At 55.5% G+C, this 21,722-nt stretch carries 22 protein-coding genes; 13 read left to right on the top strand and 9 right to left on the bottom strand.

Going from position 1 to position 21,722, the window contains the following annotated elements; genetic code table 11:
• Nucleotides 1–71 precede the first annotated feature (71 nt).
• The 3 genes from fkpB (at nt 72) to rihC (ending at nt 2,453) form a co-directional block, all read left to right on the top strand.
• Complete coding sequence (gene fkpB, locus ACMYSN_RS11270; protein ID WP_123757570.1) at nt 72–521, top strand: FKBP-type peptidyl-prolyl cis-trans isomerase; 450 nt, start codon at nt 72–74, stop codon at nt 519–521.
• 1 nt (nt 522) lies between these two features.
• Nucleotides 523–1,473: a 4-hydroxy-3-methylbut-2-enyl diphosphate reductase gene (ispH, locus tag ACMYSN_RS11265; protein ID WP_462498039.1), complete on the top strand. Its 951-nt coding sequence runs from the start codon at nt 523–525 to the stop codon at nt 1,471–1,473.
• A gap of 65 nt (nt 1,474–1,538) precedes the next feature.
• A complete protein-coding gene (gene rihC / locus ACMYSN_RS11260; RefSeq protein WP_462498038.1) occupies nt 1,539–2,453 on the top strand; it encodes a ribonucleoside hydrolase RihC in 915 nt (304 codons plus the stop codon).
• Nucleotides 2,454–2,463: 10 nt separating this feature from the next.
• Here rihC and ACMYSN_RS11255 read toward each other — a convergent pair whose 3' ends face one another.
• Nucleotides 2,464–3,366 carry a LysR family transcriptional regulator gene (locus ACMYSN_RS11255; RefSeq protein ID WP_462498037.1) on the bottom strand — a complete coding sequence of 301 codons (903 nt, stop codon included), beginning with the start codon at nt 3,364–3,366 and terminating at the stop codon, nt 2,464–2,466.
• Between the two features lie 92 nt (nt 3,367–3,458).
• Here ACMYSN_RS11255 and ACMYSN_RS11250 point away from each other — a divergent pair, with 92 nt between their 5' ends.
• The 3 genes from ACMYSN_RS11250 to ACMYSN_RS11240 all read left to right on the top strand — a co-directional run bounded on the left by ACMYSN_RS11250 (nt 3,459) and on the right by ACMYSN_RS11240 (nt 5,543).
• Nucleotides 3,459–4,088: an alanyl-tRNA editing protein gene (locus tag ACMYSN_RS11250; protein WP_462498036.1), complete on the top strand. Its 630-nt coding sequence runs from the start codon at nt 3,459–3,461 to the stop codon at nt 4,086–4,088.
• Between the two features lie 116 nt (nt 4,089–4,204).
• On the top strand, nt 4,205–4,768 hold the full coding sequence (locus ACMYSN_RS11245; protein WP_462498035.1) for a cupin domain-containing protein: 564 nt from the start codon (nt 4,205–4,207) through the stop codon (nt 4,766–4,768).
• Nucleotides 4,761–5,543: a cupin domain-containing protein gene (locus ACMYSN_RS11240; RefSeq protein ID WP_462498034.1), complete on the top strand. Its 783-nt coding sequence runs from the start codon at nt 4,761–4,763 to the stop codon at nt 5,541–5,543. The genes ACMYSN_RS11245 and ACMYSN_RS11240 overlap by 8 nt, the downstream gene beginning before the upstream one ends.
• Before the next feature lie 43 nt (nt 5,544–5,586).
• Here ACMYSN_RS11240 and ACMYSN_RS11235 read toward each other — a convergent pair whose 3' ends face one another.
• The 5 genes from ACMYSN_RS11235 to ACMYSN_RS11215 are packed head-to-tail and all read right to left on the bottom strand — an operon-like array spanning nt 5,587 to nt 9,898.
• On the bottom strand, nt 5,587–6,405 hold the full coding sequence (locus ACMYSN_RS11235; RefSeq protein ID WP_462498033.1) for a PTS system mannose/fructose/sorbose family transporter subunit IID: 819 nt from the start codon (nt 6,403–6,405) through the stop codon (nt 5,587–5,589).
• Nucleotides 6,405–7,202, bottom strand: a complete 798-nt coding sequence (locus tag ACMYSN_RS11230; protein ID WP_462498246.1) for a PTS mannose/fructose/sorbose/N-acetylgalactosamine transporter subunit IIC — start codon at nt 7,200–7,202, stop codon at nt 6,405–6,407. The genes ACMYSN_RS11235 and ACMYSN_RS11230 overlap by 1 nt, the downstream gene beginning before the upstream one ends.
• Nucleotides 7,203–7,212: 10 nt before the next feature.
• Entirely contained in the window at nt 7,213–7,707 is a 495-nt protein-coding gene (locus tag ACMYSN_RS11225; protein WP_123757562.1) for a PTS system mannose/fructose/N-acetylgalactosamine-transporter subunit IIB, read from the bottom strand.
• 12 nt (nt 7,708–7,719) lie between these two features.
• On the bottom strand, nt 7,720–8,148 hold the full coding sequence (locus ACMYSN_RS11220) for a PTS sugar transporter subunit IIA (RefSeq protein ID WP_462498032.1): 429 nt from the start codon (nt 8,146–8,148) through the stop codon (nt 7,720–7,722).
• A gap of 4 nt (nt 8,149–8,152) precedes the next feature.
• On the bottom strand, nt 8,153–9,898 hold the full coding sequence (locus ACMYSN_RS11215; RefSeq protein WP_462498031.1) for a class I mannose-6-phosphate isomerase: 1,746 nt from the start codon (nt 9,896–9,898) through the stop codon (nt 8,153–8,155).
• 189 nt (nt 9,899–10,087) lie between these two features.
• Here ACMYSN_RS11215 and ACMYSN_RS11210 point away from each other — a divergent pair, with 189 nt between their 5' ends.
• From ACMYSN_RS11210 to ACMYSN_RS11190, 5 genes are all read left to right on the top strand, one after another.
• Nucleotides 10,088–11,122 carry a LacI family DNA-binding transcriptional regulator gene (locus tag ACMYSN_RS11210; RefSeq protein WP_462498245.1) on the top strand — a complete coding sequence of 345 codons (1,035 nt, stop codon included), beginning with the start codon at nt 10,088–10,090 and terminating at the stop codon, nt 11,120–11,122.
• A gap of 175 nt (nt 11,123–11,297) precedes the next feature.
• On the top strand, nt 11,298–12,119 hold the full coding sequence (gene dapB / locus ACMYSN_RS11205) for a 4-hydroxy-tetrahydrodipicolinate reductase (RefSeq protein ID WP_462498030.1): 822 nt from the start codon (nt 11,298–11,300) through the stop codon (nt 12,117–12,119).
• 458 nt (nt 12,120–12,577) lie between these two features.
• Entirely contained in the window at nt 12,578–13,726 is a 1,149-nt protein-coding gene (gene carA, locus ACMYSN_RS11200; RefSeq protein ID WP_123757557.1) for a glutamine-hydrolyzing carbamoyl-phosphate synthase small subunit, read from the top strand.
• Nucleotides 13,727–13,742: 16 nt separating this feature from the next.
• Nucleotides 13,743–16,967 (top strand): carbamoyl-phosphate synthase large subunit, encoded by a 3,225-nt coding sequence (gene carB / locus ACMYSN_RS11195; protein WP_154144485.1) that lies wholly within the window; start codon nt 13,743–13,745, stop codon nt 16,965–16,967.
• A 202-nt stretch (nt 16,968–17,169) separates the two neighbouring features.
• A complete protein-coding gene (locus tag ACMYSN_RS11190) occupies nt 17,170–17,406 on the top strand; it encodes a YgdI/YgdR family lipoprotein (protein WP_462498029.1) in 237 nt (78 codons plus the stop codon).
• 54 nt (nt 17,407–17,460) lie between these two features.
• On the opposite strand, the gene ACMYSN_RS11185 is transcribed toward ACMYSN_RS11190, so the two are convergent.
• Genes ACMYSN_RS11185 through idnO form a run of 3 tightly spaced genes read right to left on the bottom strand, consistent with a single transcriptional unit; the run spans nt 17,461 to nt 19,234 of the window.
• Complete coding sequence (locus tag ACMYSN_RS11185; RefSeq protein WP_462498028.1) at nt 17,461–17,928, bottom strand: NanQ anomerase/TabA/YiaL family protein; 468 nt, start codon at nt 17,926–17,928, stop codon at nt 17,461–17,463.
• Entirely contained in the window at nt 17,925–18,455 is a 531-nt protein-coding gene (locus ACMYSN_RS11180) for a gluconokinase (protein ID WP_254444107.1), read from the bottom strand. The genes ACMYSN_RS11185 and ACMYSN_RS11180 overlap by 4 nt, the downstream gene beginning before the upstream one ends.
• Nucleotides 18,456–18,469: 14 nt before the next feature.
• On the bottom strand, nt 18,470–19,234 hold the full coding sequence (gene idnO, locus ACMYSN_RS11175) for a gluconate 5-dehydrogenase (RefSeq protein WP_462498027.1): 765 nt from the start codon (nt 19,232–19,234) through the stop codon (nt 18,470–18,472).
• Nucleotides 19,235–19,522: 288 nt separating this feature from the next.
• Here idnO and ACMYSN_RS11170 point away from each other — a divergent pair, with 288 nt between their 5' ends.
• Together ACMYSN_RS11170 and ACMYSN_RS11165 are read left to right on the top strand one after the other, a co-directional pair.
• On the top strand, nt 19,523–20,515 hold the full coding sequence (locus ACMYSN_RS11170) for a LacI family DNA-binding transcriptional regulator (protein ID WP_462498026.1): 993 nt from the start codon (nt 19,523–19,525) through the stop codon (nt 20,513–20,515).
• Between the two features lie 210 nt (nt 20,516–20,725).
• Complete coding sequence (locus ACMYSN_RS11165) at nt 20,726–21,676, top strand: 2-hydroxyacid dehydrogenase (RefSeq protein ID WP_123757545.1); 951 nt, start codon at nt 20,726–20,728, stop codon at nt 21,674–21,676.
• Nucleotides 21,677–21,722: the final 46 nt, after the last annotated feature.

Raw genomic sequence — 21,722 nt, 5'->3', positions numbered from 1 at the left:
TAAGTTTGCCCTGCCAGCTCGCCATTCGGCGTGGCGGGGTGAATACAAATAAAAACTTAGAGCAAACCTGCATGTCTAACTCTGTACAGAGCAACAGCGCGGTGCTGGTGCACTTCACGCTGAAACTGGATGACGGTTCCACCGCGGAGTCTACGCGTAATAACGGTAAACCTGCGCTGTTTCGCCTCGGCGACGGGTCCCTTTCTGAAGGCCTGGAGCAGCATCTTCTGGGGCTTAAAGCGGGGGATAAAACCACCTTTTCCCTGGAGCCGGATGCCGCATTTGGCGTGCCAAGCCCGGATCTTATCCAGTACTTCTCACGTCGTGAATTTATCGACGCGGGCGAGCCGGAAATCGGCGCAATTATGCTCTTTACCGCAATGGATGGCAGCGAAATGCCTGGCGTGATCCGTGAAGTGAACGGCGATTCGATCACCGTTGATTTTAACCACCCGCTGGCCGGGCGCACCGTCCATTTTGATATTGAAGTGCTGGAAATCGATCCGGCGCTGGAGGAGTAAAATGCAGATCCTGTTGGCTAACCCGCGCGGCTTTTGCGCCGGCGTTGACCGCGCTATCAGCATTGTCGAAAACGCGCTGACCCTCTATGGCGCGCCGATTTATGTGCGTCATGAAGTGGTGCATAACCGCTATGTGGTCGATAGCCTGCGGCAGCGCGGCGCTATTTTCATCGAGCAGATTAGCGAAGTGCCGGACGGCGCGATCCTGATTTTCTCCGCACACGGCGTGTCTCAGGCGGTACGCAACGAAGCCAAAAGCCGTGACCTGACGGTCTTTGACGCGACCTGCCCGCTGGTGACCAAAGTGCATATGGAAGTCGCCCGTGCCAGCCGTCGTGGTGAAGAGTCGATCCTGATTGGCCATGCCGGTCACCCGGAAGTCGAAGGGACGATGGGCCAGTACAGCAACCCGCAAGGGGGAATGTACCTGGTAGAGTCGCCGGATGATGTCTGGACGCTGGACGTGAAAAATGACGCCAAACTGTCGTTTATGACCCAGACTACGCTCTCGGTCGATGATACCTCTGAGGTCATTGATGCCCTGCGTGAACGCTTCCCGAAGATCGTCGGGCCGCGTAAAGATGATATTTGCTACGCCACCACCAACCGTCAGGAAGCGGTCCGCGCGCTGGCTGAACAGGCAGATGTGGTGCTGGTGGTGGGGTCGAAAAACTCCTCTAACTCGAACCGTCTCGCGGAGCTGGCTCAGCGGATGGGGAAAGCCGCCTATCTGATTGACGACGCCACCGATATTCAGGAAGCGTGGGTCAAAGTGGCCACATGCGTGGGCGTGACCGCGGGCGCATCGGCACCGGATATTCTGGTGCAGAATGTGATTTCGCGCCTCCAGGAGCTGGGCGGCGGTGAAGCGGTGCCTCTGGAAGGCCGTGAAGAGAACATTGTTTTCGAAGTACCGAAAGAGCTGCGGGTTGACGTCCGTGAAGTAGAATAAGTTCTTTGGTCCCCTGTTGTGAGAAGATGCCAGACTCAATGTCTGGCATTTTTTTTGGAGAAACCATGCGCTTACCGATCATTCTTGATACCGATCCCGGCATCGACGATGCGGCGGCAATAGCCGCAGCGTTGTTTGCCCCCGAGCTGGATCTGCAATTGATGACCACGGTCGCGGGCAACGTGTCGGTGGAAAAAACCACCCGCAATGCGCTGCAGCTGCTGCATTTCTGGGGGGCCGATGTGCCGCTTGCCCAGGGAGCGTCAATGCCGTTGGTACGTCCGCTACGCGACGCGGCCTCGGTACACGGCGAATCCGGCATGGAAGGGTATGATTTTGTCGAGCACGATTGCCAGCCGCTGCCGAAACCGGCTTTCCAGGCGATTCGCGATGCGCTGATGCATGCCCCGGAGCCGATCACGCTGGTGGCGATTGGCCCGCTGACCAATATTGCGCTGTTGCTGACGCAGTACCCGGAATGCCGCTTTAACATTCGCCGGCTGGTGCTCATGGGCGGGTCCGCCGGGCGCGGTAACTTCACGCCCAACGCGGAGTTTAATATTGCCATTGACCCGGAGGCGGCAGCCCAGGTGTTCCGCAGCGGTCTGGAGATCGTCATGTGCGGCCTGGACGTGACGAACCAGGCGCTACTGGCGCCCGACTATCTGGCGACGTTGCCGGCGTTGAACAAGACCGGGAAAATGCTCCATGCATTATTCAGCCACTATCGCAGCGGCAGCATGAGCAGCGGCCTGCGTATGCATGACCTGTGCGCCATTGCGTGGTTGGTTCGCCCGGAGCTGTTTACGCTCAAACCGTGTTTTGTGGCGGTGGAAACGCAAGGAACCTGGACCGCTGGCACCACCGTTGTCGACATCGAAGGACGCCTGGGACAGCCAGCGAACGCGCAAGTGGCACTGGATCTTGATGTCGCCGGTTTCCAGCGCTGGGCCGCGGAGGTGCTGTCTCTGGCACCGTAAGCGGCGCTAGCTAGCGACGGTAAATCTTCTCGCTCAGGTAATCGATCATGGCCCGCATTCTGGCAGGCATGTGCTTATTGCCCGACCACAGCAGCCACAGCTGGCCGCTATAGCTGCTGATAAACTCCCATTGCGCCAGAACCTGCACGATCTCCCCGCGCTCCAGCGCCTCGCGGGCGGTAAACAGCGGCAGGCTGCCGATCCCCAGATGTTGCTTCACCGCGTCAAGACGTACCGCGGTATGGTTGGCGGCGTAGCGTCCGTGAGTCTGAATGGTGTCCGTTTTGCCCGCCTGACGGAATTTCCAGCGTGAGTCGGCCGGGGTTTCGCCGAGGCTGATACAGCTATGGTTACGCAGGTCAGCCGGCGTCTGCGGCGTGCCGTGCTGGCGTAAGTAGCCCGGAGTGGCGCAGATAATGTGCGTCACCGGCATTAACGGCTTGCCATGCAGCCCCGGAGAAGGCGTATGGGTAATGCGCAGCGCCAGATCGATACCATCATCAATCAAATCCAGATAGCGGTCTTCGAGCCGCAGGCAGACATCCACTTCCGGATAGCGATCGAGAAACTCGGTCATCAGCGGATGAATCACGAAGCGACCGACGGCTTTAGGCACGCTGAGCGTGAGTTTTCCCTGCGCTACCTCCTGGGTGCTGCTGGCGGAGTCCATCGCCTGGCGGGCCGACGTCAGCATATCCAGCGTGTGGCTATAGACCGATTCCCCGGCATCGCTCAGGCGTAATTTACGCGTACTGCGCTGCAGCAGTTTGCAACCCATCTCATGTTCAAGACGCGAGACGCTGCGGCTGATCGCCGATGGCGTTACCCCGTTCAGCCGGGCGACGGCGGAGAAGCTGCCGTGGTCGACAATCTGCACAAACAGGGCAAGGTCGGGCAGTAAATTAAGATTCATTTGTGCTCATCAGGCAAAGGTCCATTGATGGATGACGGGATTATCGTCATGTGTAATATCAATATACTGTCCTGACAGAGAGGAGGACAACCATGACTGAACGTCTTTATTACACCAGCGATGCGACCGAAGGACGCGCACGGATACTGGGCTGCCTGCCCGAAGCCGATGGTCGCTACGCCATCACCCTGGATCAAACCCTGTTTCACCCGCAGGGCGGCGGGCAACCGGCCGATCGCGGCTGGATCGGCGATATTCCCGTGGAGAGCGTTAGCGCACGCGGCGATAGCATTGTGCATATTGTTTCGCAGCCGCTGCCCCTGGAGGAAGTCACCATGCGGGTGAATGCTGAAGAAAGGCACCTGCACGCCCGGTTACATTCTGCCGGGCATCTGATTGGTCAGGCCGGTGAACGCTTTGGCTGGCAGCCCATTAAGGCTCATCACTGGCCTGGCGAAGGGCGGATCACCTTCAATGCTGGCGCACAGGCGTCGCTGCCCGAAGCCAGCGCGCTGCTGGCGCAGGTTGAAGCCTGGCAGGCAGAGAATTTACCGCGTCAGATGTCGTTTGCTGATGGCCTGCGCAAGGTCGGGTTCGGCGACATGCTGAGCTATCCCTGCGGCGGCACGCACGTCGCCAGCCTGGCTGAGCTCGGCAAGGTGACGATACTGCAGGTGAAAATGAAAAAAGGGCAAATGATTGTTAACTACACGCTGGAATAGCGACAATGTTGCCGTGGGTATCTGTGATACCGACGGCAAATTCGCATGATACATTCAAGGTTAATCGATTAATCTGCTAATCTGATTCTGCTGTTCTCCTTGGGCCGGAGACAAACATGAATCCTTCTTTTATCCAGCCACCGCAGGTGGCCTGGGCCAGTGGAGCACTTTCCAATGGTCCGTTATTACGTAAGTCAACGCGCATTATCGATCTTGCCGGAATTTTTGCCGATGAGCAGGCTCATCAGGCCATGACGGGAGAGCGGGTTGTTTATGATGTAGAAATATTTGATACCTCTTCAGACGAAGGGGCTCTGTATACCGGCGTTACCCATCTGTATCCGGGGAAAGTTGGCAACGAGTATTTTATGACCCGTGGGCATTACCACGCCCGCCGTGAGCAAGGCGAAGTTTACTTTGGCCTGCGTGGTAACGGTTTGCTGTTGCTGCAAAATGAGCAAGGACAGGCGCGGCTCGAAAAGGTTTCTGTTGGGTCCGTGCATATTATTCCCGGATTTACCGCCCACCGGTTGATTAATACCGGTGAGGATACGCTCTCTGCGTTGGCCGTCTGGCCCGGCGTGGCAGGCCATGACTATGCATCGCTGGTAAACGGCTTCGCGTTGCGGATTATCGAGGAACATCAACAGATCCAGGCAAAGGAGGTGCAGAATGGCTAATTCTGTCAGTGATTATGGTCTGGATATGACGATTCATCATCAGCCGCTGGGTTTCAGCTATGGTGAGGATGTGACTGGTCCGATGCCGGAGATCCGTCACCTCGAACAAATCCGTGCTTCGCTGCGCGACCCGCATTGCGACGGACCGCAAGATGTCTATGCTATCGCCATGGACGTTGCGCGGATGCAGGATCGCGAAGAGCTACAAAAACGAATGCTGCTGTTTGGCGTAGTGACCTATGCCGCCGGACGTTTAGGAGATGAGCCGATTCGTAGCCAGGGGCATATCCATCGTATTAGCCAGCACAGTGGTTGGTCGCCGCCAGAGCTCTATGAGATCTGGCAAGGGAGCGCAATTATCTATATGCAGGAGTACGTAGAGGACGACCCCGGTCGTTGCTTTGCCGTGATTGCTAACCCAGGAGAAAAAGTGCTGGTGCCACCAGGATGGGGGCACGCCACGATATCGGCTAACCCGGATGTTCCACTCACTTTCGGTGCCTGGTGCGACCGTGAATATGGTTTTGAGTATCAGGCGGTTCGAGCGCGTAAGGGGCTGGCATGGTACCCGTTATTGCAAGATAAGCACGTGGTCTGGCAGCACAATCCATATTACGTTGCAGGACGATTACAGGCGATCACTCCCCGACAGTACACTGAATTTGGGCTAACTTCCGATCCGATTTATCAGCAGTTTATCGACGACCCTGCGCGCTTTCAGTTTATCTCCCGCCCGGATAAAACGGCGGAGCTGTGGCACAACTTCCATCCATAAGAAAACCGGGGCGTAATGCCCCGGTCAGCTTTATTCAGGCATGTTAACCGGCAAAGAAACCGCTGGCGACGCCTGCCGCAGCCAGCACCAGCAGCATGATCATGGCCTTCACTGGCGAAACGCCGCGTTTGGCCATCAAATACCAGGTCCCCAGCACCACGACAAGAGGCAGTAATTGCGGGAAAATACCATCCAGCATTTGCTGGACGTGGATATTAACGCCATCTTTCGTAATAAACTCTAGTCCGGTGCCGAGCTTTACGTAGCTTGCCGCCACGCCGCCCATCACGAAAACCCCCAGTAGCGACAAGGCTTCGCGCAGGCGGGCCGATTTGCTGCTGACCAGCATTTCTACCGAGCCGGAGCCCATTTTGTAACCTTTCAAAAACAGGAACCACGAGCCCGGTAGAATAATAGCCAGCCAGGCGATGGTATAAAATAGCGGCCCAAGAATACTGCCGCCGGCCGCAAGCGCCATACCAATACTCAATAATATGGGGATTAGCATGCCTGGGATCATCGAGTCGCCGATCCCGGCGATCGGCCCCATCAGACCGACTTTCAGGGTATTGATCGTTTCACCGTCGATGGGATCACCGTTAGCCTTTTTCTCCTCCAGTCCCAGCACCATACCGTTAACAATCGCGCCGATTTGCGGTTCAGTGTTATAGAACGAAGCGTGGCGGCGCAGCATTTCGGTACGCTCAGCGGTATCCGGGTAAAGTTTTTTCGCCACCGGCAGCATGCTCAGGCAGAAGCCGAAAGATTCCAGGCGCTCAAAGCTCATGGACGAGAGGTTGTGCATCATCCACGCTCGCCAGCAGCGGCGCAGATCCTTCCGGGTCAGGGTACGTTCTTCCATCAGAATTCATCCTCATCATCGACGACCGGTGCAGTGCCTGCGTTTTGTTGCGGCTCCGGTTTGTAGTTGTAATGGATAAGCGCCAGCAACGAACCCACGATCACCAGTGCGATCATATTGAGTTTTAAAAAGACGATGCAGACGAAACCGACGAGAAAATAGATCAGCATGGTGTAGTTTTTGATGATCTGCTTAAGCAGGATTGCGATCCCCACCGCAGGCAGGATGCCGCCCAGGACGTTCATCGTCGACAGAATGATTTTTGGCAAACTGTCCATAAAGCCGCTGATGTACTGTGCGCCGAAATAGACGGCAATAAACGTAGGCACGAAGCGCAAAACAAAGTTCGTGACCTGGGGCCAGATGGCGCTGTTGAGGTAAATACCGCGTTCGTCTCCTCGCTCCAGCGCCACGTCGGCCCGGTGATTCCAGAAGGAGTTCAGTACCATCATCGCATTGAACAAAATCGTGCCGGCGATACCGATAGTGGCAGCCAGAGCGACCGCTACCTCCGGCCCTTTACCTGACAGAATACCTAACGCAATTGCCGGATAGGCGACGAAGTTGAGGTCCGCGGGCATTGAACCGCCCGGCGTCACCATCGCGATATAAACCGCCTGGACCGCAACGCCTATCATGATCCCGGTCTTCAGGTCGCCCAGAATCAGCCCAACCAGCATACCGGACACCAGCGGTCGGGTTATCAGATACCAGCCGCCGGTCAGACCTAAAAGCCAGGGACTGCTGAGGGCCCCCAGATAACAAAGAATGCCAATCAACGTAGCTTCGATAATCATCATCCGCTCCTTATTTCAGCTTCTGGCGTGCGTCCTGCCAGCTGTAGTAGCTGGCATCCGGAACCAGACGGAATTCAACGTGATGCCCGTGCTGTACCAGCCAGTCAAAGGCGGCGACCTCAGCGGCATTCACCGACTGATTTGGTCCAATGGTGGTGGTATCCGCGCGGGCGCTCATTGGGCCAACGTTGATTTTGCCATTGGCATTCTTCAGGCTGATCCCTGCCGCCTCCAGGCGCTGTAAAGTGACCGGGGATTTGCCGATCACGAAATAGCGTTTCTCACTGGCAATGACTTTTGGCAGTTTTTCGATGGCTGTAGCGGTGTCGAACAGCCAGACTTTGATGTCCTGCACGGCGCCTTTCATCACCGATGAAAGTAGCGGATCGGCCGCGACAGCGTCGTCAATTGCCACGATACCGTCGCAGGGCAGCTCTTTGGCCCAGCGCGTCACGAGCTGCCCATGGATCACCCGGTCGTCAATACGTACAAAAGAGATACTCATAAGCGTTTTCCTCTAAAAATCATCGGGCTGAATGGCTAAAACCGGGGTGGCTTTAATCAGGGTGGGTACGGTTAACGCCAATAGCTGTAAGGCAGCGGCGTGAACATCCGTGAGGTGGATAATGTCTTCACTCTGCAGCAGCATCGGGAAATTAACCCCGGCCAGTACGGCGACAGGAGGCGTTGTCTGGGGAGAAAATGCGTGCAGGCAGGCGACGTTCCATGGCGTACCGCTTTGCATATCGCATAGCACCAGTACGCCGTCGGCATGCTGACCGGCTTCATCCAGCGTGCGGGCGAAGTCCTGCTTAAAGCCTTCGATGCCCGCCTGCTCGTCGAGCGTGACGGTAGAGACATGCGGTAATTCGCCATAAACCATCCGCCCGCTGGCTAGCAGGGCGTTGGCAAGAGGACCGTGGCTGGCAACAATGATGTTGATCATCTGCTTATCCCCTTACCCAGGCTTTGATGGTGGCAAGTTGCTGTCCTGCGCCTTTCCCCGATGGAGAGATGCGATACTCACCTACTGCGGCGGGTATGATAAACGTCTCGGCGTAGTGGACGATAAAGGGCTCAAAGGCACCGTCAGGGCTGTCGACGAGAGCTTCAGCCCCTTCGATCAGGTTCAATACGTTAACGCCACCCTTGGTATGGTGCGTTACCGGCGCGGTAAACCAATGGCGACGGGTTTCGATAAACTCACGTTCGTGCATGCCCGTCCGCTCCTCTCGCCAGCCTTCTCCTTCGGTGATAGGTTCAATGCGGTTAACCAGGTTGTCGTTGACCCACTGCGTATCGCGTTGCCAGTCGATGACCTGTTCGCCATGCTCCAGATGCACCGGGCGCGGTAATCCGTCTAAACCTAAACGCCCCCAGTCCCAGAGTTTGAAGGTGAAGATATAGGGTGTTGCGCTGATTTCAAGCACCATTGTGCCGCTTCCGGAACAGTGAACCGTACCGGCAGGAATAAGGAAGTGATCGTGCTTACGCGCCGGGATTTGGTTAACGAAGCGCCGATCGTCAAACGCTTTTTCGCCACGACCGGCTGCCTGTAGATCGTCGAGCATCTCCTGCGGTTTGATTCCCGTTCGCGTTCCCAAATAGACTACGGCTCCCGGCTCGGCTTCTAGGATGTAATAGCTCTCATCCTGGGTGTAGTGCATCCCGAACTGTTGTTGGATGTACTCGGTAACCGGATGAACCTGGAAACTGAGGTTCTGACCGCCGATGGTATCCAGAAAATCGAAGCGAATAGGAAACTCAGCGCCAAACCGGGCGTGGACCTTCTCGCCAAGCAGCGCACGCGGGTGGAGTAACACCAGGTTTTGTGAGGGGATCTCGATCCGCACCTGACCAAAACGCAGTAACAGGCTGTTTTCCTCGGGCACGCAATCAAAACACCATGCGTAATTGGGCGCGGAGGGATCGAGATCGAATTGTTGTTTCATCCACTGACCGCCCCAGACACCAGGGTCGAAGAAAGGGACGACCCGAAACGGGCGGGCGGTAGTGTGCTGTAGTCCAGCGCGCAGCGCTTCACCGCTGACTAGCGTCGGTGCATCTTTTTGTGTGGTGTCGAGCAGGTAATCGGTACGTTTGAGCAACGGCGTTTTATGGCGGTCGAAGACGCGCCATTCAATAAAGAAGGCGCGTTTATAGCGGCGGAGAATATCTTCGTCCTGGTTATCGGCCCCCCAGTTTCCCAGGCCATCATGGCGCATTCGTTGTTGGATTTCCCAACGTGGCATATCAGCGTAGACCAGCAGGTCTCCTGGGTGAACGAGCGTGGCGCCAGGACCATAGATCACAATGACGCCTTCCGTTACTGCGTCAACCTGGCGGCGTAACTGATGCAGTTTTTCGACATTAAAAAACTCATCAAGGTGATGGCAGGACAGCACGCCGAAGACGCGGTCATCGGTAAGATTGCGCGCCAGGAGATCGTGTAACGCTTGCTCATCGCGGCGGGCGGATTCGACGTTCAGTGTCAATGCAGCGTTGAGTGATGGCAACAGACGCTGTTCCAACTCCTCAATCCGCACACCTGGGTAGCAGTCCACAACCAGCACGGTTCTGGAGGATGTTGATGCTCTGGCGTTAAGTGCGGTATTGATGGAGGCCCAACCCTGCCAGGCCTGGTCGTCATAGCCCTGAATGGCTATATCAGGGAATTTATCATAGGTCGTTTGCATTATTTTTCTCCATATTGGCTAAATAAAGATTAATCGATTAACCTTGTTTTGACAGTATGGTTAACGCGATTAACCCGCCATAATCCACAACCAGCGGGCTAAAATGCGTCTTAATGTGAGTGTGCTCACAGGGAATAATGCATTTTTTAGGTTATTCGATTAACCTTTAATGAACGAACAGGAGGCATGATGACGACAGTAACGCTGGCACAGGTGGCCGAAAGGGCAGGGGTGTCTACGGCTACCGTTTCGATGGTGCTGCGTAATCGAGGACGGATTTCACAAGCTACGCGTGAACGGGTGCTGAAAGCTCTGGATGATTCCGGGTATGTCTACAACCAGACTGCCGCTAACCTGCGTAATCGCAGTAGCAATCAGGTCGGACTGTTACTGCATGATATTACCAACCCGTTTTATGGTGAGATGACGGCGGGGTTAAGTCATGAAATGGAGCGGCACGACCTGCTGCTGTTCCTGGCAAACAGTGAAGAGTCAGGCGAGCGGCAACAGAAGTTTGTTGACTCACTCATGCGAAACAACGCCTGCGGTATGGTGTTGTGCGCGGCGCGGGAAACCCCGACCTCATTTTTTGATGCCCTGAAAAGGCGCAATATTCCCGCCATTATGGTGGTACGTCCGCTCAGCGATCCGGATTTTGATTTTGTCGGCACCGATAACTTTCTTGGCACGCAAATGGCTACCGCTCACTTGTTGAAAATGGGGCATCGAAAGATTGCTTTTATCGGTGGCAGCTTGAGTTCAGGTACTCGGGCGCAACGTATTGGTGGCTTCACCAGTACGCTACTGGAAAACGGAATATCCCCTAATCCTGAGTGGATTGTCACGGCTAAGGCCAGCCAGATTGATGGGGCAAAAGTCGCCGAGGCGCTCCTGACCCGCTATCCGGAGATAACGGCCGCAGTCTGTTATCAGGATATTGTGGCTCTTGGTGTGATGCAGGCGCTACGCAAAACCGGGCGTGAACCGGGTCGGGATTTTGCGCTGGTGGGGTTTGATGATATTACCGAGGCGGCCCTGGTTCAGCCTGCCCTGACAACCGTTTCGGTGGCAGCAAAAGAGATTGGTCGGAAAGCCGGTGAGCTATTGTATAGCCGTATTCAGGGCAATAACGAGCCGCCAAAACGGATTATTCTGCCCCCCGCGCTGGTGATCCGTGAATCGTGCGGATTTATGCGCAAAGAGTCAGAGATCTCAGGCTGTTAGCGGTGCTTTAACGCTACGATATCTCTCCTTCTAATGATGAAAAACATATAGTTTTTACTGATATCGATCGCGGTTTGTCATAAATTTCTAATTATCGGTGTTTTTGAGTAGCGGCCCATCGTTGGGCTGGTTACTCTGAAAACTATTTACGTAAAGTTAACAAAAGAGAATAGCTATGCATGATGCACAAATCCGCGTGGCCATCGCGGGCGCGGGCGGCCGGATGGGACGCCAGTTGATTCAAGCGGTACAGCAGATGGACGGCGTGGCGCTGGGCGCGGCGCTGGAGCGCGAAGGTTCCTCCCTGCTCGGCAGCGATGCTGGCGAACTGGCAGGCGCAGGCCACATGGGCGTCACGGTGCAAAGCAGCCTGACGGCAGTCAACGATGATTTTGACGTGCTGATCGATTTTACCCGCCCGGAAGGCACCTTAAACCACCTGGCATTTTGCCGCGAGCACGCGAAAGGGATGGTGATTGGTACAACGGGTTTTGATGATGCGGGCAAACAAGCTATTCGCGATGCCGCGCAGGATATTGCCATTGTTTTCGCAGCTAATTTCAGCGTCGGCGTTAACGTCATGCTGAAGCTGTTGGAAAAAGCGGCGAAGGTCATGGGTGACTATACTGATATCGAAATTATCGAAGCTCACCACCGCCACAAGGTCGATGCACCGTCAGGCACTGCGCTGGCGATGGGCGAGGCGATTGCCGGTGCCCTGAACAAAGATCTGAAGGATTGTGCGGTCTACAGCCGTGAAGGCTATACCGGCGAGCGCGTAGCGGGCACCATCGGGTTTGCCACCGTGCGCGCGGGTGACATCGTCGGGGAACATACGGCGATGTTCGCCGATATCGGCGAGCGCATTGAAATCAGCCATAAAGCCTCCAGCCGGATGACCTTTGCCAATGGCGCCGTTCGTTCCGCACTGTGGCTGAAAGACAAGAAAACCGGGCTTTTTGATATGCGTGACGTCCTGGAATTAAACAGTTTATAAGATTTATTACCCATCGTGATGTGGTTGTTGCATTCAATATGTGATTGATTGCAAAGGGCAATATTTTATTGCCCTTTTTATTTTTAATTATTTCATTAGTGTTTTTATCTCAAGCTTTTATAATTCTGCTTTATCTCTCCTATTTCTGTTGTGTTATTGTAAATTTTGACCATCTGGTCTACTTTTTCATGCTCAGGCCCGCATTTTTTCAATCTTCCTGGTCCGCAAGCGTTTTCTTAGCATAGTTAGTTGATCTTTTTGCCTGCTAAAGCGGTGTGAAGTGCCCAGTGACGTAAAAATAGATTAAAAATATCGGCTTTAAGTTGACTTTTTCCCGACATCTATCCAGAATGCCGCCGTTTGCCAGAAATCCATAGGTAAGCAAATTTGCATTGATTCGTGCTATCGCTATGCATTAATATGCAAATAAAGTGAGTGAATATTCTCTGGAGGGTGTTTTGATTAAGTCAGCGCTATTGGTTCTGGAAGACGGAACCCAGTTTCACGGTCGGGCCATCGGGGCAACGGGCACGGCGGTTGGGGAAGTCGTTTTCAATACTTCAATGACCGGTTATCAAGAAATCCTCACTGATCCCTCCTATTCCCGCCAAATTGTCACTCTTACTTATCCTCATATCGGTAATGTCGGCACCAACGCCGCCGATGAAGAATCTTCCCAGGTACATGCACAAGGTCTGATTATTCGCGACCTGCCGCTGATTGCCAGCAACTTCCGCAATACCGAAGACCTCTCTTCTTACCTGAAGCGCCATAACATCGTGGCGATTGCCGATATCGATACCCGTAAGCTGACCCGTTTGCTGCGCGAAAAGGGCGCACAGAACGGCTGCATCATCGTAGGGGATAACCTGGATGCACAGCTGGCGCTGGAAAAAGCCAAAGCGTTCCCGGGCCTGAACGGCATGGACCTGGCAAAAGAAGTCACCACTTCAGAAACCTACAGCTGGACGCAAGGAAGCTGGACGCTGGCGGGCGACCTGCCGGAAGCGAAAGCGGAAAGCGAACTGCCGTTCCACGTTGTGGCCTACGATTTCGGTGCCAAACGCAACATTCTGCGCATGCTGGTAGACCGCGGCTGCCGTCTGACCGTCGTGCCGGCACAAACCTCTGCGGAAGAGGTGCTGAAGATGAATCCGGACGGGATCTTCCTGTCCAACGGTCCTGGTGACCCGGCGCCGTGCGATTACGCCATCGACGCGATTGAGAAATTCCTCGAAACCGATGTTCCGGTATTCGGCATCTGCCTCGGCCATCAGCTGCTGGCACTGGCGAGCGGAGCGAAGACCGTGAAGATGAAGTTCGGCCACCACGGCGGCAACCACCCGGTCAAAGATATCGATAACGACGTGGTGATGATTACCGCGCAGAACCACGGTTTTGCGGTCGACGAAGCGTCCATGCCGGCTAACCTGCGTGTGACCCACAAGTCACTGTTCGACGGCACACTGCAGGGCATCCACCGTACTGACAAACCGGCTTTCAGCTTCCAGGGACACCCGGAAGCGAGCCCTGGCCCGCATGATGCCGCGCCGTTGTTCGACCATTTTATCGAGTTAATTGAGCAGTACCGCCAGTCCGCGAAATAATCAGGAGAAAAAAGCCATGCCAAAACGTACAGACATAAAAAGCATCCTGATTCTTGGCGCTGGCCCGATCGTTATCGGCCAGGCTTGTGAATTTGACTACTCTGGCGCTCAGGCTTGTAAAGCCCTGCGTGAAGAGGGTTACCGCGTCATCCTGGTGAACTCTAACCCGGCCACCATCATGACCGACCCGGAAATGGCCGATGCCACCTACATTGAGCCGATTCACTGGGAAGTGGTACGCAAAATCATCGAAAAAGAGCGTCCGGACGCGGTTCTGCCGACCATGGGCGGCCAGACGGCGCTGAACTGCGCGCTGGAGCTGGAACGTCAGGGCGTGCTGGAAGAGTTCGGCGTGACCATGATCGGCGCCACCGCCGATGCGATTGATAAAGCAGAAGACCGTCGTCGCTTTGATGTGGCGATGAAGAAAATCGGCCTTGATACCGCGCGTTCCGGTATTGCACACACGATGGAAGAAGCGCTGGCCGTTGCTGCCGATGTGGGCTACCCGTGCATCATTCGTCCGAGCTTCACCATGGGCGGCACCGGTGGCGGTATTGCCTACAACCGCGAAGAGTTCGAAGAAATTTGTACCCGCGGTCTGGATCTCTCTCCGACCAACGAGCTGCTGATTGATGAATCGCTGATCGGCTGGAAAGAGTACGAAATGGAAGTGGTGCGCGATAAGAACGACAACTGCATCATCGTCTGTTCCATCGAAAACTTCGACGCCATGGGCATTCACACCGGTGACTCCATCACCGTGGCACCGGCGCAAACCCTGACCGACAAAGAGTATCAGGTGATGCGTAACGCCTCGATGGCGGTACTGCGTGAAATCGGCGTGGAAACCGGCGGTTCTAACGTTCAGTTCTCGGTGAACCCGAAAGACGGTCGACTGATTGTTATCGAAATGAACCCGCGCGTATCACGTTCCTCCGCACTGGCATCGAAAGCCACCGGCTTCCCGATTGCCAAAGTGGCGGCGAAACTGGCGGTCGGTTACACCCTGGATGAGCTGATGAACGACATCACCGGCGGTCGTACCCCGGCATCGTTCGAACCGTCCATTGACTACGTCGTCACCAAAATTCCACGCTTCAACTTTGAAAAATTTGTTGGCGCGAACGACCGTCTGACCACGCAGATGAAATCCGTGGGTGAAGTGATGGCGATTGGCCGCACCCAGCAGGAATCTCTGCAGAAAGCGCTGCGCGGCCTCGAAGTGGGCGCCACCGGTTTCGACCCGAAAGTGAGCCTCGACGATCCGGAAGCGCTGACCAAAATCCGCCGCGAGCTGAAAGACGCTGGCGCCGAGCGTATCTGGTACATCGCCGATGCATTCCGTGCCGGGCTGTCCGTGGACGGCGTCTTCAACCTGACCAACATCGACCGTTGGTTCCTGGTACAAATTGAAGAGCTGGTACGTCTGGAAGAGAAAGTGACCGAACTCGGTATCACCGGCCTGACCGCTGACTTCCTGCACCAGCTTAAGCGCAAAGGCTTTGCCGACGCGCGTCTGGCAAAACTGGCGGGCGTTCGTGAAGGCGAAATCCGCAAGCTGCGTGACCAGTACAACCTGCACCCGGTCTACAAGCGTGTGGATACCTGCGCGGCGGAATTTGCGACTGACACCGCCTACATGTACTCCACCTACGACGAAGAGTGTGAAGCGAACCCGTCCGTTGACCGCGATAAAATCATGGTCCTCGGCGGCGGCCCGAACCGTATCGGTCAGGGTATCGAGTTTGACTACTGCTGCGTACACGCCTCGCTGGCGCTGCGTGAAGACGGTTACGAGACCATTATGGTCAACTGTAACCCGGAAACCGTGTCGACCGACTACGACACCTCTGATCGTCTGTACTTTGAGCCGGTCACCCTGGAAGACGTGCTGGAAATCGTGCGCATCGAGAAGCCGAAAGGCGTCATCGTGCAGTACGGCGGCCAGACTCCGCTGAAACTGGCCCGTGCGCTGGAAGCCGCTGGCGTACCGGTTATCGGCACCAGCCCGGATGCGATTGACCGTGCAGAAGACCGCGAGCGTTTCCAGCAGGCGGTTGACCGTCTGAAACTGAAGCAGCCGGCTAACGCCACCGTTACCGCCATCGAGATGGCCGTTGAGAAGGCAAAAGAGATTGGCTACCCACTGGTGGTACGTCCGTCCTACGTCCTCGGTGGCCGGGCAATGGAAATCGTCTACGACGAAGCCGACCTGCGTCGCTACTTCCAGACCGCGGTCAGCGTTTCTAACGACGCGCCGGTGCTGCTGGACCGCTTCCTTGACGACGCGGTAGAAGTTGACGTTGACGCAATCTGCGACGGCGAAATGGTGCTGATTGGCGGCATCATGGAGCACATCGAACAGGCAGGCGTACACTCCGGTGACTCCGCATGTTCTCTGCCGGCCTACACCCTGAGCCAGGAAATTCAGGATGTGATGCGCGAGCAGGTACAGAAGCTGGCCTTCGAGCTGCAGGTTCGCGGCCTGATGAACGTCCAGTTCGCAGTGAAGAACAACGAAGTCTACCTGATTGAAGTCAACCCGCGTGCGGCACGTACCGTCCCGTTCGTCTCGAAAGCCACCGGTGTTCCGCTGGCCAAAGTGGCGGCGCGCGTGATGGCTGGCCAGACCCTGGCACAGCAGGGCGTGACCAAAGAGATTATCCCGCCGTATTACTCGGTGAAAGAAGTGGTGCTGCCGTTCAACAAATTCCCGGGCGTTGACCCGCTGTTAGGGCCAGAAATGCGCTCTACCGGGGAAGTGATGGGCGTAGGGCGTACCTTCGCGGAAGCGTTCGCGAAAGCGCAGCTGGGCAGCAGCTCAACCATGAAAAAACAGGGACGCGCGCTGCTCTCCGTTCGCGAAGGCGACAAAGAGCGTGTGGTTGACCTGGCGGCGAAACTGCTGAAGTTTGGTTTCGAACTGGATGCCACCCACGGCACCGCGATTGTGCTGGGGGAAGCCGGTATCAACCCGCGTCTGGTGAACAAGGTGCATGAAGGTCGTCCGCACATTCAGGACCGTATCAAGAATGGCGAATACACCTACATCATCAACACCACTGAAGGTCGTCAGGCGATTGAAGACTCCAAGCTGATTCGCCGCAGCGCCCTGCAGTACAAAGTTCATTACGACACGACCCTGAACGGCGGTTTCGCGACGGCAATGGCGCTGAACGCCAACGCTATCGAGAAGGTCACCTCGGTGCAGGAAATGCACGCGCAGATTAAGAAATAATGTAATCTGCCCGTAAAAAGCGCCTCCGGTGGTCGACCCCGGGGGCGCTTTTTTTTGCCTTGCGATCGGCTTAGAACAAAAACAAGAACATCCGCGTGAAAACACCACTTCGGAGAGTTCTGGTGTTCTCTCCCGGTTTGGTCAGCTAGCCTGAAGTGGTTAGGAAATAATTAATTTGACTGAATAACGGGAGAGAAACACGATGAAATACAATAAACCCCTCACCGCTGTGGTTTTCGCTGCTGCTGCACTGTTTACCGTAGCCGGGTGTTCATCCAATCAGTCGCTGAAAACTACCGATGGCAAAACCATTGTGACCGATGGTAAACCGCAGGTGGATGATGATACCGGCATGGTGTCCTACAAAAATGCGGAGACCGGTCGTACCGAGCAGATTAATCGCGATCAGGTTAAGTCGATGGACGAACTGGATAACTAAGAGACAAATTCATGTGGCCCCGCATGGAACGCGGCGGGGCCGATGGCTGACTGATTAAAGCAGCGCGTGGTCAATTTTGACGATAATTTTGCGTAGCGGTGCGCCGGCATCCATGGCGCTCATTGGTCGATGCAGTTCCCCGGGAAACAGGACGGCCAGCTCTTCAGGATGCAGATGAATCAGCGTTTCGCTGCTGATCTCCTCACAAAAGCCAATATCATGGGCGTCCTTAAACGGTCCGTCCGGCACAATCTCCAGGCCTTTGTTTCCGGCCCCGATAATCTCCTCACCTTGCAGCACAATATGAATATCGATGTACTGACGATGGTACTCCGGGCGCTGTTCCGCCAGCGGTTTCGTGCTGCCTTCAACAACGGTAAAAAACAGATTATCGCCATCGACGGTATATTTCCCCGGTGGCAGAGCGTGCGGCTCCTGCTGCAGTACCGCCTGCAGCGCTTTGCGGATAACCGGCGGGTAAAAACTATTTTTAGCGGCGGCGCTTAAGGTATCGATAATCATGCCGGGACTCCCTGCGTGGGTTGCGGGTTAAGTAATGTGATGGAGTGCGCCACAATGCTCGCGACATCGGGGGCGATATCCACCGCGACGATATCGCCTTCGCTGGCATCCGGGGTTTCCAGCGCGGCAAACTGGCTGCGCAGCAGGGCTTCCGGCATAAAGTGGCCCTTACGCGCCTGCATCCGTTGCAAAATGCAGTCGTAGTCGCCGGTCAGCCACAGGAAGCGTAAATGGGGGTTACCCTCGCGCAGCTGGTCGCGGTAGCGCTTTTTCAGCGCCGAGCACACCAGCACGCCGGATTCGTTCTTCTGTCCAAGGCTGAAAATCACATCGCCAATGCGCTCCAGCCACGGCTGGCGATCGTTGTCATCCAGCGGCTGACTGGCGGCCATTTTGACGATGTTCTGCCGGGGATGAAGATCGTCACCGTCGATAAACTTGGCGCCAAGCGCCTGGGCCAGCGCCTGACCCACGGTGGTCTTCCCGGTGCCCGACACGCCCATCAAAATAATGCATTGCCCTGCCATAATGCGCTCCTTAATCAGACGGCAACCAGCATGCCGCCGTCGACGAATAACAGATGTCCATTGACGAAATCGGATGCTTTGGAGGAGAGAAACACGGCGGCGCCAATCAGCTCTTGCGGATCGCCCCAGCGTGCGGCAGGCGTACGTTTACACAACCAGTCGGTAAAGGCCCGATCGTCCACCAGGGCCTGGGTCATGGCGGTTTTAAAATAGCCCGGGGCAATACCGTTGACCTGGATGTTATCGCGCGCCAGCTCGACGCACATGCCGCGAGTCAACATCTTCACCGCGCCTTTGGCGGCGGCGTACGGGGTAATCGTGTCGCGGCCCAGTTCGCTCTGCATGGAGCAGATATTGACGATTTTGCCGCGCCGACGGCTGACCATACGTTTGGCTACCGCCTGGGAGACCAGGAATACCGCGGTCTGGTTGACGGAAATAACGTCATGCCATTCCTGCACCGGAAATTCGGTAAAAGGATGGCGGCGCTGAATACCCGCGTTATTAAATAACACGTCAATCGCACCAATTTCGGTTTCAATTTTCGCAATTGCATTTTCAACCGCCTCGGCATCGGTAACATTAAATACCGCGGAGTGGGCAATGGCACCCTCATCACGTAATTTCATGACCGCATCATCCGCACGAGACGCCGAAATATCGTTGACAATAATTTCTGCGCCATATCGTGCAAGGCCTTGCGCCATGACAAAACCAATCCCTTGTCCTGCGCCAGTAATTAAAATACGTTTGCCTTGTAAGCTGAAAAGATCTTTCATCTTGATATCCTGATTAACGGCTGAATATAAATGATGTGGTGCGTGTTAATGCCGCTGATGGCAAAACATGACCCGCAACAACCTGTGCTCTATCTCACGGATTTTTGCCGGGTAAATCTGTGATGGAGATCACTCAAAATGGTGTTACGAAAAGGGGTTACGCTAAACGTGATGTCGGGTGGAAATTGCCATGGCTCAAGGGGTTAAGCGCAGAATGGTGTGATTCTCTTTTTCCTGAACGGCAGGCATAATGGCCTGATGCATTGGATGTATTTGACGGGTCGATAGATGAAAGTACAACGCATTACGCTCAATGATATTGCAGCGCTGGCTGGCGTAACCAAGATGACCGTCAGCCGCTATTTACGTACGCCGGACAAAGTCAAACCGGAGACCGCAGAACGTATCGCCAGCGTGATTGCGGAAATCGGTTATGAGCCCGATCCCGATATTCCGGCGATGACCAGCGTCGTCGTTCCGCGCATTGGCGTATTAATTCCCTCTTTTCATAACCAAATCTTCGCCGACCTGCTGGCGGGGATCGAATCGGTGACCGCGGCGCACGGCTACCAGACGCTGGTGGTCAACTACGATTACGATCGCCAGCGCGAAGAAGAACAGATCGCGGCGGTGCTGGCGTTTCATGTCAAAGGCCTGCTGCTGACCGAGTCGGTTCACACCCTGCGGGCGGATAAGTACCTCAACGCCGCCAAAATTCCTATCGCCGAAGTGATGGGGCTGGCGGAGAATCCCGGGCGCATCAACGTCGGGTTCGATAACTTCAAAGCCGGTTTTGACATGACCACGATGCTGCTGGCGAGCGGCAAGCGGCACATTATCTATTTCGGCTCGATGTCTGACGTGCGCGACGAGCAACGCTACGCCGGCTATTGCCAGGCGATGGAGAATGCCGGGCTGGCGACAGGGCGTATTGCGCCGAATAAGGTGTCGTCGGTGTCGATAGGAACCGGCATGATGAATCTGGCGCGGCAGATGTATGCCACCATGGACGGGATCCTCTGTACCAATGATGACCTGGCGGTGGGCGTGTTACAGGAGTGCCTCGCATCGGGTATCAATGTCCCGCAGGAGCTGGCGATCGCCGGTTTTCATGGCCTGGAGATCGGCCAGATTATCACCCCGCGGCTGGCCAGCGTGCTGACTCCGCGCTTTGAGATGGGTAAGGTCGCTACTGAGATTTTAATCAAAAAAATCAAAGGACTGCCGACCATTGAGAAAGTAGACCTGCACTACCGCCTGTCGCTGGGCGAAACGATTTAATCCCGCCTGTCGCGCGACGCCACGGTGTTAGCAAACCGTTAACGCCATGCCCCGCGTCACAGCGTGATACGTCGGTTTTGTCTTAGCGATCACGTAGAGGGTAACAGCAATTTTTAACACGATTCAGCGTGATGCAGATCGCAAAACGCCCCGCTAAAAACCCGTTTGATAGTGGCTACCGTTGTAACGAACCGTCAAACAGGTGATCTGATGAAGAGTACTCTTACCCGCGCCGTCCTTTTAGTGGCCCCCGTTATTGATGCACTGCAGGAGCAGCTGGCGGCCCATTTCCCGCTGCTGCGTCTGTACGAGCAGGACGATCCGATAGGTTTTCTGCGTGAGCAAGGCGAGAACATTGCCGCGGTTGTCACCCGTGGGGACATTGGCGTACAGAACAGCGTCCTTGAGCTGCTGCCGCACGTTGGCCTGATTGCCATTTTCGGCGTCGGTACCGATGCCGTTGATGTGGAATATGCTCGTACCCGGCAGATTAAGATCTCCATCACCTCCGGCGTACTGACCAATGACGTGGCGGATCTGGCGATGGGGCTGCTGCTGGCCGCCTCCCGCAATCTGTGTCAGGGCGATCGCTTTGTCCGGGAAGGGCGCTGGGAGAAGGGCGGGATGCCGCTGGCGACTCAGGTCAGCGGTAAGCGCATTGGCCTGCTGGGGATGGGCAATATCGGCCAGGCGATTGCCCGTCGCGCCCGCGGCTTCGACATGCAGGTGCTTTACACCGACCGCAAACCGGTGCCGGGTCTGGATTATCAGTGGTGTGCCGATCTGCATACCCTGGCCCACGAGAGCGATTTCCTGGTGATTGCGGCCTCCGGCGGCGAAGCCAATCGCGGGCTGATCGATTATTCAGTGTTTAACGTCATGCCGAAACAGGCGTGGCTGATCAACATCGCCCGCGGCTCGCTGGTGGATGAGAAGGCGTTGATACAGGCGTTACAAAACGGTGTTATCGCTGGGGCGGCTCTCGATGTGTTTGAAGACGAACCGCATGTGCCGGCGGCGCTGATTGCGCTAGATAATGTGGTGCTGCAACCGCACGTCGCCAGCGCGACCCATGAAACCCGACAGAAAATGAGTGAGGTAGTTTTTGCCAACGTGGCGGCTTATTTCGCCGACGCGCCATTGCCGAACGCGATTAATTAATTTCTCTCTCTTATTTCTGTACCCAGCTCGTATTCAATGACAACAA

The organism is Klebsiella sp. R445, assembly GCF_051131755.1.
In the GTDB taxonomy this organism is placed as follows: Bacteria; Pseudomonadota; Gammaproteobacteria; order Enterobacterales; family Enterobacteriaceae; genus Klebsiella; species Klebsiella lignicola.
Note: the sequence above shows the minus strand (reverse complement) of the source record. Positions and strands in the feature narration are given on the sequence as shown.

Coding starts and splice junctions, on each gene's coding strand:
- fkpB (WP_123757570.1), top strand. CDS start 72: ATGTCTAACTCTGTACAGAGCAACAGCGCGGTGCTGGTGCACTTCACG.
- ispH (WP_462498039.1), top strand. CDS start 523: ATGCAGATCCTGTTGGCTAACCCGCGCGGCTTTTGCGCCGGCGTTGAC.
- rihC (WP_462498038.1), top strand. CDS start 1,539: ATGCGCTTACCGATCATTCTTGATACCGATCCCGGCATCGACGATGCG.
- ACMYSN_RS11255 (WP_462498037.1), bottom strand. CDS start 3,366: ATGAATCTTAATTTACTGCCCGACCTTGCCCTGTTTGTGCAGATTGTC.
- ACMYSN_RS11250 (WP_462498036.1), top strand. CDS start 3,459: ATGACTGAACGTCTTTATTACACCAGCGATGCGACCGAAGGACGCGCA.
- ACMYSN_RS11245 (WP_462498035.1), top strand. CDS start 4,205: ATGAATCCTTCTTTTATCCAGCCACCGCAGGTGGCCTGGGCCAGTGGA.
- ACMYSN_RS11240 (WP_462498034.1), top strand. CDS start 4,761: ATGGCTAATTCTGTCAGTGATTATGGTCTGGATATGACGATTCATCAT.
- ACMYSN_RS11235 (WP_462498033.1), bottom strand. CDS start 6,405: ATGGAAGAACGTACCCTGACCCGGAAGGATCTGCGCCGCTGCTGGCGA.
- ACMYSN_RS11230 (WP_462498246.1), bottom strand. CDS start 7,202: ATGATTATCGAAGCTACGTTGATTGGCATTCTTTGTTATCTGGGGGCC.
- ACMYSN_RS11225 (WP_123757562.1), bottom strand. CDS start 7,707: ATGAGTATCTCTTTTGTACGTATTGACGACCGGGTGATCCATGGGCAG.
- ACMYSN_RS11220 (WP_462498032.1), bottom strand. CDS start 8,148: ATGATCAACATCATTGTTGCCAGCCACGGTCCTCTTGCCAACGCCCTG.
- ACMYSN_RS11215 (WP_462498031.1), bottom strand. CDS start 9,898: ATGCAAACGACCTATGATAAATTCCCTGATATAGCCATTCAGGGCTAT.
- ACMYSN_RS11210 (WP_462498245.1), top strand. CDS start 10,088: ATGACGACAGTAACGCTGGCACAGGTGGCCGAAAGGGCAGGGGTGTCT.
- dapB (WP_462498030.1), top strand. CDS start 11,298: ATGCATGATGCACAAATCCGCGTGGCCATCGCGGGCGCGGGCGGCCGG.
- carB (WP_154144485.1), top strand. CDS start 13,743: ATGCCAAAACGTACAGACATAAAAAGCATCCTGATTCTTGGCGCTGGC.
- ACMYSN_RS11190 (WP_462498029.1), top strand. CDS start 17,170: ATGAAATACAATAAACCCCTCACCGCTGTGGTTTTCGCTGCTGCTGCA.
- ACMYSN_RS11185 (WP_462498028.1), bottom strand. CDS start 17,928: ATGATTATCGATACCTTAAGCGCCGCCGCTAAAAATAGTTTTTACCCG.
- ACMYSN_RS11180 (WP_254444107.1), bottom strand. CDS start 18,455: ATGGCAGGGCAATGCATTATTTTGATGGGCGTGTCGGGCACCGGGAAG.
- idnO (WP_462498027.1), bottom strand. CDS start 19,234: ATGAAAGATCTTTTCAGCTTACAAGGCAAACGTATTTTAATTACTGGC.
- ACMYSN_RS11170 (WP_462498026.1), top strand. CDS start 19,523: ATGAAAGTACAACGCATTACGCTCAATGATATTGCAGCGCTGGCTGGC.
- ACMYSN_RS11165 (WP_123757545.1), top strand. CDS start 20,726: ATGAAGAGTACTCTTACCCGCGCCGTCCTTTTAGTGGCCCCCGTTATT.